8 protein-coding genes are annotated in these 12,854 nt (G+C 43.4%); 1 reads left to right on the forward strand and 7 read right to left on the reverse strand.

Annotation, left to right across the window (positions count from 1 at the left end; translation table 11 throughout):
* Positions 1 to 3,776, reverse strand: a 3,776-nt coding sequence (locus tag GTK57_RS00050; RefSeq protein WP_163120765.1) for an Ig-like domain-containing protein, incomplete at its 3' end; no start/stop codon positions are given.
* Positions 3,777 to 3,823: 47 nt separating this feature from the next.
* Complete coding sequence (locus GTK57_RS00055; RefSeq protein ID WP_163120766.1) at positions 3,824 to 4,729, reverse strand: OmpA family protein; 906 nt, start codon at positions 4,727 to 4,729, stop codon at positions 3,824 to 3,826.
* Between the two features lie 128 nt (positions 4,730 to 4,857).
* Here GTK57_RS00055 and GTK57_RS00060 point away from each other — a divergent pair, with 128 nt between their 5' ends.
* A complete protein-coding gene (locus tag GTK57_RS00060; protein WP_163120767.1) occupies positions 4,858 to 5,790 on the forward strand; it encodes an IS5-like element IS17 family transposase in 933 nt (310 codons plus the stop codon).
* A 123-nt stretch (positions 5,791 to 5,913) separates the two neighbouring features.
* Here the strand turns inward: GTK57_RS00060 and GTK57_RS00065 are convergent, their stop codons facing one another.
* The 5 genes from GTK57_RS00065 to GTK57_RS00085 all read right to left on the reverse strand — a co-directional run bounded on the left by GTK57_RS00065 (position 5,914) and on the right by GTK57_RS00085 (position 12,852).
* Positions 5,914 to 7,104 (reverse strand): HlyD family type I secretion periplasmic adaptor subunit, encoded by a 1,191-nt coding sequence (locus GTK57_RS00065; protein WP_163120768.1) that lies wholly within the window; start codon positions 7,102 to 7,104, stop codon positions 5,914 to 5,916.
* The gene (locus GTK57_RS00070) at positions 7,101 to 9,230 is read right to left on the reverse strand and encodes a type I secretion system permease/ATPase (protein WP_163120769.1); all 2,130 of its coding nucleotides are present in this window, start codon (positions 9,228 to 9,230) and stop codon (positions 7,101 to 7,103) included. Before GTK57_RS00070 ends, GTK57_RS00065 begins: the two co-directional genes overlap by 4 nt.
* On the reverse strand, positions 9,227 to 10,741 hold the full coding sequence (locus GTK57_RS00075; protein WP_163120770.1) for a TolC family protein: 1,515 nt from the start codon (positions 10,739 to 10,741) through the stop codon (positions 9,227 to 9,229). Before GTK57_RS00075 ends, GTK57_RS00070 begins: the two co-directional genes overlap by 4 nt.
* A 125-nt stretch (positions 10,742 to 10,866) precedes the next feature.
* Positions 10,867 to 11,961: a BapA/Bap/LapF family prefix-like domain-containing protein gene (locus tag GTK57_RS00080; RefSeq protein WP_163120771.1), complete on the reverse strand. Its 1,095-nt coding sequence runs from the start codon at positions 11,959 to 11,961 to the stop codon at positions 10,867 to 10,869.
* Positions 11,962 to 12,006: 45 nt separating this feature from the next.
* Positions 12,007 to 12,852 carry an OmpA family protein gene (locus GTK57_RS00085; protein ID WP_163120772.1) on the reverse strand — a complete coding sequence of 282 codons (846 nt, stop codon included), beginning with the start codon at positions 12,850 to 12,852 and terminating at the stop codon, positions 12,007 to 12,009.
* Positions 12,853 to 12,854: the final 2 nt, after the last annotated feature.

The following is a 12,854-nucleotide window of genomic DNA, read 5'->3' on the forward strand; positions in this document are numbered from 1 at the left end:
GGACCTGTGATCGCAATCGTCGGTGCGGCGATGTCCACGCTGATCGGGTTGCTTGCCTGCGTTGCAGGGTTGCCAGCCTTATCGCTCACGTCAGCAGTCACAGACACAGAACCTGTTGTAGGCAGTTCGCCCACAGCTTCCGCCGGTACCGTCACGCTCCAGGCGTTGTCCGTCACCGTCGCGGTGTAGGTCTTGACGCCCACGGTCACCGTCACCTGCTGGCCGTTTTCCACGCCTGTGGTCGTACCACTGATGGTTAATGGCTGTCCTTTTTCAGTCGCATTGATTACGTCGTCACCAGCCAGAGGACCTGTGATCGCAATCGTCGGTGCGGCGATGTCCACGCTGATCGGGTTGCTTGCCTGCGTTGCAGGGTTGCCAGCCTTATCGCTCACGTCAGCAGTCACAGACACAGAACCTGTTGTAGGCAGTTCGCCCACAGCTTCCGCCGGTACCGTCACGCTCCAGGCGTTGTCCGTCACCGTCGCGGTGTAGGTCTTGACGCCCACGGTCACCGTCACCTGCTGGCCGTTTTCCACGCCTGTGGTCGTACCACTGATGGTTAATGGCTGTCCTTTTTCAGTCGCATTGATTACGTCGTCACCAGCCAGAGGACCTGTGATCGCAATCGTCGGTGCGGCGATGTCCACGCTGATCGGGTTGCTTGCCTGCGTTGCAGGGTTGCCAGCCTTATCGCTCACGTCAGCAGTCACAGACACAGAACCTGTTGTAGGCAGTTCGCCCACAGCTTCCGCCGGTACCGTCACGCTCCAGGCGTTGTCCGTCACCGTCGCGGTGTAGGTCTTGACGCCCACGGTCACCGTCACCTGCTGGCCGTTTTCCACGCCTGTGGTCGTACCACTGATGGTTAATGGCTGTCCTTTTTCAGTCGCATTGATTACGTCGTCACCAGCCAGAGGACCTGTGATCGCAATCGTCGGTGCGGCGATGTCCACGCTGATCGGGTTGCTTGCCTGCGTTGCAGGGTTGCCAGCCTTATCGCTCACGTCAGCAGTCACAGACACAGAACCTGTTGTAGGCAGTTCGCCCACAGCTTCCGCCGGTACCGTCACGCTCCAGGCGTTGTCCGTCACCGTCGCGGTGTAGGTCTTGACGCCCACGGTCACCGTCACCTGCTGGCCGTTTTCCACGCCTGTGGTCGTACCACTGATGGTTAATGGCTGTCCTTTTTCAGTCGCATTGATTACGTCGTCACCAGCCAGAGGACCTGTGATCGCAATCGTCGGTGCGGCGATGTCCACGCTGATCGGGTTGCTTGCCTGCGTTGCAGGGTTGCCAGCCTTATCGCTCACGTCAGCAGTCACAGACACAGAACCTGTTGTAGGCAGTTCGCCCACAGCTTCCGCCGGTACCGTCACGCTCCAGGCGTTGTCCGTCACCGTCGCGGTGTAGGTCTTGACGCCCACGGTCACCGTCACCTGCTGGCCGTTTTCCACGCCTGTGGTCGTACCACTGATGGTTAATGGCTGTCCTTTTTCAGTCGCATTGATTACGTCGTCACCAGCCAGAGGACCTGTGATCGCAATCGTCGGTGCGGCGATGTCCACGCTGATCGGGTTGCTTGCCTGCGTTGCAGGGTTGCCAGCCTTATCGCTCACGTCAGCAGTCACAGACACAGAACCTGTTGTAGGCAGTTCGCCCACAGCTTCCGCCGGTACCGTCACGCTCCAGGCGTTGTCCGTCACCGTCGCGGTGTAGGTCTTGACGCCCACGGTCACCGTCACCTGCTGGCCGTTTTCCACGCCTGTGGTCGTACCACTGATGGTTAATGGCTGTCCTTTTTCAGTCGCATTGATTACGTCGTCACCAGCCAGAGGACCTGTGATCGCAATCGTCGGTGCGGCGATGTCCACGCTGATCGGGTTGCTTGCCTGCGTTGCAGGGTTGCCAGCCTTATCGCTCACGTCAGCAGTCACAGACACAGAACCTGTTGTAGGCAGTTCGCCCACAGCTTCCGCCGGTACCGTCACGCTCCAGGCGTTGTCCGTCACCGTCGCGGTGTAGGTCTTGACGCCCACGGTCACCGTCACCTGCTGGCCGTTTTCCACGCCTGTGGTCGTACCACTGATGGTTAATGGCTGTCCTTTTTCAGTCGCATTGATTACGTCGTCACCAGCCAGAGGACCTGTGATCGCAATCGTCGGTGCGGCGATGTCCACGCTGATCGGGTTGCTTGCCTGCGTTGCAGGGTTGCCAGCCTTATCGCTCACGTCAGCAGTCACAGACACAGAACCTGTTGTAGGCAGTTCGCCCACAGCTTCCGCCGGTACCGTCACGCTCCAGGCGTTGTCCGTCACCGTCGCGGTGTAGGTCTTGACGCCCACGGTCACCGTCACCTGCTGGCCGTTTTCCACGCCTGTGGTCGTACCACTGATGGTTAATGGCTGTCCTTTTTCAGTCGCATTGATTACGTCGTCACCAGCCAGAGGACCTGTGATCGCAATCGTCGGTGCGGCGATGTCCACGCTGATCGGGTTGCTTGCCTGCGTTGCAGGGTTGCCAGCCTTATCGCTCACGTCAGCAGTCACAGACACAGAACCTGTTGTAGGCAGTTCGCCCACAGCTTCCGCCGGTACCGTCACGCTCCAGGCGTTGTCCGTCACCGTCGCGGTGTAGGTCTTGACGCCCACGGTCACCGTCACCTGCTGGCCGTTTTCCACGCCTGTGGTCGTACCACTGATGGTTAATGGCTGTCCTTTTTCAGTCGCATTGATTACGTCGTCACCAGCCAGAGGACCTGTGATCGCAATCGTCGGTGCGGCGATGTCCACGCTGATCGGGTTGCTTGCCTGCGTTGCAGGGTTGCCAGCCTTATCGCTCACGTCAGCAGTCACAGACACAGAACCTGTTGTAGGCAGTTCGCCCACAGCTTCCGCCGGTACCGTCACGCTCCAGGCGTTGTCCGTCACCGTCGCGGTGTAGGTCTTGACGCCCACGGTCACCGTCACCTGCTGGCCGTTTTCCACGCCTGTGGTCGTACCACTGATGGTTAATGGCTGTCCTTTTTCAGTCGCATTGATTACGTCGTCACCAGCCAGAGGACCTGTGATCGCAATCGTCGGTGCAACGGTATCAACCGTAAATTTAATTTCTGTCGGATCCGAAACATTCCCAGCTTTGTCAGTTTGACGTACGCTGATGCTGTTCTCACCTTCTTGCGCAACCGGTTTATTACTGCTCCATGTCACACCGCCATCGGTGCTGTATTCAACGGTCGCACCTTCTTCGATACCCGAAACAGTGTAGTCACCCTTGTTGGTGATGCCATCTTTATTGTCACTGCCGCTGTCGGTGATTAAAGTCACACCTGGTGCAAAAGGTTTAATAGTATCTTTCTGAGTATTTTTATCATCACCATCTTGCCCAACAAGAATACCTCCAACAACACCCGCACCCACCAACCATGGTAATAATCCAACGAGTTTACTACCTTCAACTGCTGGTAATAATGCTTCTAATCCTGAAATTTCTTTAAAACCCGAAAGACCATCAAACCAATAAAGAACACAACCATCTTCTTCAAAGACTAAATCTGATGTCACCCCTTCAGCATCCACAACAAAGAAGTTTTCAATAACAATAACTTCTCCATTCGTGAGCTTTAAAATTAAATTATTCCCATCACGAATGAATTCTGATACATCATCACGATTCATTTTTGTATGAACAATACTTGATTCGGACAAAACAATACGTTCAGCATTAATGCTTACTTTATTGAGAGAGTCTTTTTCAATTACTATAAAATTATTCATCACACATCCAATATATAAATTAAATATTTCTTAAATTTAAAAGCTAATTACTCAGATAAACCTGTAATTTCAACCGCAACTCGGCGATCTGGTTGCAAACATGCATGTAACGCTTCACGCTGCCTTACTTCAAAACAACCATTAGTCACTGGCTCACGCTTGCCCGCACTTGCAGTCGAAACCACAATTTCTGCCAAACTATTTTGGACCAATAGGTTACGCACTGTATCTGCACGGTTTTGGCCCAATTGATCGTTATAGCGATCACTTCCCAAACGATCTGTGTGACCAACTAAATTAATACGACTGACAGAAACAAAGTTATTGTGAATTTGCGAAGCAACATTCAATACCTCTTGACGACCTTTTGGTAGCAAATCATTTAAAGAAGAACCGTCAAATTTAAATAAAATGTCTGCGGCTAAATCCACTCGAATTGTATGTTCCTCAGCAGTGGCCTGATGTTTTACTTCACAACTTAATAGCTGTCCGTTATTGGAAATAAAAGGTTTACCATCAGCATTGACAGATAATACTAATTCAGTACTCGCTAACTTCCCTACGCTTAAGTCAATATCACAACTTTGACATGATGATTTAGTACAGTTTTTTACTTTGAAATTATACGTTTCGGGCTTCAATGAATATTGAGCAGAATTATTTATATAAAAATTTCCAGCTTTAATACTATCAATATAAAATTCAATTGAGCAGTTTTGATTTCCTTCAGTGTCTTCCGCACATAGAATTCCATCTCTTGTAACATTAAGCAACTGTGAATAACCAGACTTCATTTCCTGAAAACGTAATTCTGGCGGCTTTGAACACACCATCGATGAACAAGCCGATACCCCTAGCGAAACACTAAGTAAGGTTAAAATATTTTTCACACTAATAACTCTTAGCAACAAATTAATAACATAGGCTTCAATCGCAAATATGATAAAATTCATACTATTTGTTATTATTACACATTTGTAGGGTCTGTTGAGATTTCCCGTTTATAATTTAGACTATAATGGTAACCGGCTTTCTTGCACAAACCTATCTGTAAAGGCTTTTTCAGCGATATAATTTTCAAATGAAGAAGCCTACACACAAAATCTACCGCACAACCAATTGGTCCGCATATAACCGAGCACTCATGAGTCGGGGAAATATTGCCATTTGGTTTGATCCTGCTACGCAATGGTATGCTCCATCAAAAGGCAAACAAGGGCGAAATCAAACCTACTCCGACGCAGCTATCCAATGCTGCTTAATGATTAAATCCTTATTCCGTCTATCTTTACGTATGGTCACTGGCTTTGTGCAAAGTCTGATTAAACTTTGCGGATTAAATTGGACCGAACCAGATTACAGTACGCTTTGTAGAAGACAAAAGCATATTGATATTGCAATCAGCTACCAAAAAAGTAGCGATGGGCTGCATCTACTCGTAGACTCTACAGGCATGAAGTTTCTAGGTGAGGGCGAATGGAAACGCAAGAAACATGGAGCTGAATATCGTCGCCAATGGCGTAAACTACATATTGGTATAGATGCCAAAACCCTACAAATACGCGCTATTCAGCTCACAACCAATAATGTCAGTGATTCACAGGTGCTTGGTGATTTACTTAATCAGATTCCACAAGATGAGCAGATTGACTCTGTTTATACCGATGGAGCTTATGACACCAAGCAATGCCGTCAGGTCATTGCAGATCGGCAAGCACATGCGGTGATTCCACCTAGAAAAAATGCGAAACCATGGAAAGATACAAAGAGTAGCTCGCTAGAGCGAAATGAATTACTTCGAACAGTTAAACGTTTAGGCAGGACATTATGGAAAAAATGGTCAGGCTATCATCGCCGCAGTTTGGTGGAAACCAAGATGCATTGCATCAAATTATTAGGCGATAAATTAATGGCAAGAAGCTTTCCTAGTCAGGTGAATGAAATTCATGCACGTGTAGCAGTCCTCAACAGATTTACGGAATTAGGTCGACCACTTACCCAAGTTACGCCTTAAATTTGGCTCAATTAGGGGCGCTTTGCATTTCAAATCTTTGTGCAACAAAGCCGTATTCACATATAAAAAGCACAAAAACAAAATTATTTACACCCTCAAATTTATTTACAGGCTCACTCAAAACTATCTTTCTCTTAAAGCCTCTTGCGCTTTATTAAATGGTTTTATTAGATAATCTAAAATCGTTTTCTCCCCTGTTTTAATATCGACTGTTGCAACCATGCCAGGAGTAATACTGAATTGTTTGCCTGCTTTATTCATCAATTTTCCTGAATCCGTTCGAATATACACTCGATAATAAAATTGATCTTGCTTAACTTCATCTCTCAATGTGTCTGGTGAAATAATTGAAACTTTTCCTTTCAACCCACCATAAATAGAATAATCATAGGCAGTGATCTTCACGAGTGCATCTTGCCCAGGATGAATAAAAGCAATATCTCGCGGTGAAATACGTGCCTCAACCAAAAGTTGTTCATCCAGAGGAACAATTGTCATCAACTTGCCATTTTGAGAAATCACTCCGCCAATAGTCATAACATCAATTTCTTTAACAATTCCTCGTACAGGTGATTTAAAAAGAGTACGATTTAAAGAGTCTGATTTACCTTTTACGACTTGTAATTGCGTTTCGATATCTGTGTTGGCTTTTGCCAACTCTTCTCGAGCTTTTACCAAATATTGATTTCTCACATCATTCATTTGATTGCGCAAATCAGTTGCTTGGCGCTTGAGCCGCAATACTTCGACTTCACTAGCTGCACCTTTAGCTACTAATGGTTCAGTCATTTGTAGCTCCTGTTCAACTAAAATAAGTGCCTGTTGTAAACCTGACAAAGATTCTTCTATATTAGATCGTCGTGAATGATACAGTGCTGTTTCTTCTTCAACTAAACTTCGCTCTTTAAGTACTTCACTCGGAAACTTTAAAGCAGTTCCATTGACTTCTGCACGTAATCGCGCTGCTGTTGCTTGTGATGCCAGTAGTAAGGAAGCAGATTCACCAACATTTGATGCAAAGCGAGTTGGGTCAAGTTGGGCAAGTACCTGCCCTTCTTGTACGATTTGCCCTTCATGCACATAAAGCTTTGTTAAAATTCCACCTTCAAGAGACTGTACCACTTGTTCTTTAGATGAAGGAATGACTTTACCAGTACCAGTTGAAACCTCTTCAAGTTTAAAAAACCATGCCCAGATCAATAAAGCCAGAAGCCCCGAACAAATAATCCAAATAAATAGACTGGGTCTGGGCAATGGTGGTTCTAAATCTTGAACTTTTACAGCATCTTTTCTTTCTATAGGATTTCTAATCATGATGCTGTACTCGCTATATTGGTTTGAGTATTACCTAATACTTGCTCTTTAGGACCATCCATAACAATTTTTCCATCATGTACTACAATAATTCGATCCACCAACTCAAGTACTGCTCGACGATGGGTTGCAATGACTAACGTTCTTTGGCCCAACCAGCCTTTCAGGTTGTCAATCAATTGTTTTTCAGAAACGTCATCGATTGCGGCTGTCGGCTCATCAAGCAATAGAATATTTGGTTGACGAAGTAATAATCGTGATAAAAGTAAAGCTTGACGCTGGCCACCAGAAAAACCAACACCACCTTCTAAAATTTGATGATCTAAACCTTCTTTCTTATCTAATACAAAGTTTAATGCCCCAGTGAGCTTGAGCACATTTAAAAGCTCTTGGTCAGTCGCCAAAGGTGAGCCTAATGTCAAATTTTCACGTACAGAGCCAAAAAACAAATGTGGATTCTGATTGAGTAAGCCCATATCTCGACGTACATCCGTTGGATCAATTAACCCCAAGTCAACCCCATCTAATTTGATTTTCCCTTGAACAGGCTCCTGCATCCCAGATAGCAACTGTAATAGCGTTGATTTGCCTGCACCATTACGACCTAAAATCGCTATTTTCTCACCAGTTTGAATTTCAAGTTTCGGAATGATGAGAGTAGGTTTTGCATCGTTTTCACTATATTTGAAGACAATATTATTAAGTTCATAATGTCCATTCAAAACAGGCCTATGAATTAAATGTGCATTTGGTGCTTGGTCAACTGGTTTCTTCATAAGCTCATCTAAACTTGTCTTAGCAACTTTAGCTTGTTGAAAACGCCCTAGAACTCCTGAAATCTGTGTAATTGGTCCTAGCATGCGCGATGATAAAATTGAACAAGCAACTAATGCACCTGTAGTCATTTCCCCTTTCATTACAGCAAAACATCCAACCAGTACGACAATCGCAAAAGTAAGCCCTTGCACTTTCTGAGTCCACGCCCCCACAATTCCAACTAATTTCCGTTGGCGCATTGAAATATCTGCAGCAGCTTGATTCATGTGATTCCATTGGTTCTGAAATCGAGATTCCGCTCGCAATAACTTAATATCTTCTATACCTTGAACAGCTTCCACCAGTGTTGCATTGCGAATAGCACCTTCACGCATTCCTTCAGATGCTAATTTTGCCAATGGCTTTTGAATCAAAATTCCAGGAATAATCATTAAAGGTACAACCAAAACCATGACCCAGAACAGATTGCCACCGATCAGCCAAAAAATGGCCAAAAACAAAAAGAAGAAAGGCAAATCTGCAATCGCTGAAATGGTTGTAGAAGTGACTAATTCACGAACACCTTCCAATTCACGTATTTGCGAAATAAACGTACCTGTGGATTTGGATCGCTCTTTATTTTTAATTCTTAAAGCATGACCAAATACCTTATCTGAGATTTTTAGATCTGCACGTTTTCCGATAATGTCTGATAAATAAATACGTGCAACTCGTAAACAAAATTCAAATATTGCTGCAATTAGTACACCACCGGCTAATACCCATAAAGTTGGAATAGACTGTGCAGGAATAACTCGATCATAAACATTCATTGAAAATAAAACTGTCGCCAATGCAAGTATATTGGCCATTAATGATGCAAACATCACATCCAAATAGCGTTTCCAGTCTTTGAGTACAATCGTCCAAAACCAGTTCTGCTCATATGGTTTAATATACTCATCAATACGGACATCAGGAATTGATTTCTCAGGTCTTAAAATATAAACATTGTTCACATTTTCTTTTAATAACTCTACAGTAAGTACTTGTGCTAATCCCTGATCACCACTGAACTGAATATTCGCATTCCCATTGGCATCGAGTTGATTCAATACGCCAACTTGCCCATCTCTCATTTGAATAAGAAGTGGTAAACGCCACGGATTCAAAATATCTTCACTAAATTCAGTTTTTCTTAGACTCATCCCGATCTGACGGCTCACCAAAATCAAAATATCATCAAGTGACTGGCTCGGATTCCAATCGAGTTGCAAGCGTAAACGCTCTTCAGATGGTTCGATACGATAATGTTTTGCAATTGCTAGAACGGCTTGAAGCCATGGCTGATAATTCATAGTTTTGCTCATGGTAAAATTTCAAACCCTTGAATAGAAGTATTATTTAGTTGATAAAATGCTCTTGAAGCACCAGTAACATAGATATACTGAATTAGGGCCGCGTAAATATCATATCTTGCATTTTCAATTTCCTGTGCGGCAGCATGAATTGCTTGTTCAGAATTCAATAAATCCACCACTGTGCGGGTGCCTAATTTATATTGTTCTTGATACAACTCTTTTGTCCGTGCCGTGGTTTCTTTTCTTAACGCTAGAACATCCATTTGCTTTTGCTTATTTTCGACCTGCACACGAATGAGTTGTATTTGATCTAAGACATCTAAATAAACTGTGTTAACCGCCGCTTTTGCTGCTTCTTCCGCATAATTTGCAGAACGGATTTTTGCTCGAGTCGCCCCGCCTTGGAAAAAGTTACTATTCGCTTCCAACATAACAGAGCTATAAAAACCATCATCTTCATTATTATTCGGATTTTTCCCATTCAAAGCTTGATTTAAGCTAGCTTTAATATTAATTGTTGGATAAGCGCTCAGTTTTGTTTGTTCTTTTTGTAATTTAGCAACTTGCACTGATGCCTGAGCTACGATCATCTTAGGAATTTGAGTGAAGTTTGGGTCATTGTATAAACCCGCATTACGAATGATCGTATCTGGAATATGCATCTTCACATGAGAGACGTCATAGCCTAGTAGCATTTGTAACTTTTGCTGATATTGCTTTAATTGCGTTTCTTGTATGAGTAAATTTGATTGGGCCGCTTCTAAATTTGACTGTGCCTGAATCGGATCTGCCTGACTACTAATACCCGCTTTAGCCCGTAAATTAGCGATTTCTGCAATTCGAGCAATTCCTTTGATTTGTTGATTAGCAATACGAACGATTTCTTGATAACGGTTAATATTGACCATCGCATTCGCTGTTTGATATGCAATATCATCAATGCTATTTAATGTATTTGCTTGTTCTCGTAATAACTTCGCTTCTTCTATATTGATATCGCTTTTGATTTTTCCAAAATCATATAAAACCTGTGTCGCTGATAAACTGTAAAGCTGTCTTCCCCGTTCGCCAGTCGTTAAATCAGCTGTACTAATACCACCAGAGATTTGAGGAAAATATTGTGCTTTCGCCGCATCAATGTTTGCACCTTGGCCTGCAATAGTAGCAATACTCTGAGTGATTTCAGGTCGACGCTGTAGCGCTTGATGAATTGCATCAAAAAGTGTTAGCTCAGCTTCAGAGTTAATGCTTATTTTTTCCATACCTTTAAGTTGTTGTTGAATACCACTCAATTTGATAACTGGCAAAGTATCTTGCGCTGTCTGCTCACCCCATGAGTATTTACTTAGTTCTTGAATACTCACTTGATTCAAATCTGCAGGTTGCGACGAAAAAAACTGTTCGATGTTTGCTTTAGCTGAGTCTAAATAATTTTTTGGTTTTGCTGCATAAATAGGCATTATTGGTGCACAAAACGGAAGAAACAGCACAAGCCATATCTTTGATTTTATAAAATTCATGATTTAAGCATCTTGGTAAATTCATACCGTGGGAGTTTTTCAAATGCTGCGTCATAGCATTAAATGAGTACTGTAATTGCAGCCATTTTCATTACAATTTTTATCTATCTTTATCCAAAATTAACTTAAGATAAATTCAAATTTAAAATGAATGAAAGGAGCGTTATGTTTGACATAGTGTCTTCACCTTCCGCTGCAGGAGTTACTTTGACAGTAATGCCGTTTTCAAGGTCTTCAGCTGTTAATGGACGGTTAACCAGTTCAGTGCCATCTTGATCTTTGATCACAACAGTATCACCAACGCTATAACCCGCATCTTTCGGGAAGGTTACTTTTGCATCAACTTTGCCATTCTCATCAACATCTGATGGGTTAATGACATCATCACCGCCATCTTGAATTTCAACAACTGGCGCACCTGTTAGGTCTTTTTCACCGTCACCGTCAACATCGCCCGGAACTACCAAGTCAACTGTTGAATTATCGCTGCCTTCTGGTGACGTATTGCCAGCTTTATCGGTCACTGTTGCGGTAACAACTGTATCTTTACCTTCCGCAGCAGGAGTTACTTCAACAGTAATACCATTGTTGTTAATGTCATCTTTGCTTGATGCTGTAACTTCAATTTCTTCTATTGAACCATCTGGATGAGTGATCGTAATCTTATCACCCTCTACAACTGGCTCGGTCGGCTTAACAGTCACTGTAACTTTGCCGTTGACAAGATCAGTTGGATTGATAACACCATCACCACCATCATTAATCTCAACAGTTGGTGCTGTAGGTGCTGTAGTATCTTTCGGTTCTTCATCCTTGTCATTGTGATCAATAATTGCTGCAGCGCCACCAACTACAGCAGCACCCACCAACCAAGGTAACAATCCAACGAGTTGACTGCTTTCAACAGCAGGCAATAATGCTTCTAATCCTGGAATGCCTTTAAAACCCGATACGCCATCAAACCAATATAGAACACACCCATCTTCTTCAAAAACCAAATCTGAAGCGACATCGTCATATGTTATAAAAAAATTCTCAATAACAACAACTTCACCATTTTTTAACTTAAGCACTAAGTTATTGCCATCACGGATAAATTCGTCGACGTCATCACGGCTCATTTTAGTATGAACAATAGAAGCTTCGGTTAATGTAATCTGTGTCGCATTTACTGTAGACTTATTTAATGAGTCTTTCTCAATTACAATAAAATTAGTCATATTTTTACCCAAAAAATTATATTCTTTTATCTTCTAAAACTTTAACTATTTAGTAATGCCTGTAATTTCGACAGTTACACGGCGGTCAGGCTGTAAACAAGCTTTGAGTTCTTCACGCTGTTTTACATCAAAACAACCATTCGTCACAGGTTGATTTTTGCCTGCACTAGACGTTGAAATATTATTTTCAGATACACCGTTTTGAACCAACAGGTTGCGTACTGTGTCTGCACGGTTTTGCCCCAATTGATTGTTATAGCTATCACTTCCCAAACGATCTGTGTGACCAACTAAATTAATGCGGCTTACAGAAACGAAGTTGTTATGAATTTGCGAAGCAACATTCAAGACCTCTTGACGCCCCTTTGGCAGTAAATCATTCAAGGAAGAACCGTTAAATTTAAATAAAGTGTCCGCAGCTAAATCCACTCGTATTATCTGTTCCTGAGCAGCAACCTTGTGCTTCACCTCACAACTTAAAGGCTGACCATTATTGGAAATAAAAGGTTTACCGTTTGTATTGACAGAGAGTACAAATTCATTGCTTGTTAGCTTTCCTACGTTTAAGTCAACATCACAACTTTGGCATGATTCTTCAGTACAGTTTTTTACTTTGAAATTATATGTTTCTGGTTTCAATGCATATTGAGCCGAATTATTTATATAAAAATTTCCAGCTTTAATACTGTCAATATAAAATTCAATCGGGCAATTTTGCTGTTCTGCTGTATCACCACCACAAAGCTTCTCATCTCGCTTTAATACAATAGGTTGATTATTTTCTTGCGTTTTTTTCTGAAAACGTAAATCTGATGGCTTCGTATATGGGCTTGATGTGCAAGCCGCTACCCCCAATGAAGCTACAACAGCTAAAAGTGACAATCTCAACATAA

Origin of the sequence: Acinetobacter portensis (assembly GCF_010646905.1) — a bacterium.
Lineage (GTDB): Bacteria > Pseudomonadota > Gammaproteobacteria > Pseudomonadales > Moraxellaceae > Acinetobacter > Acinetobacter portensis.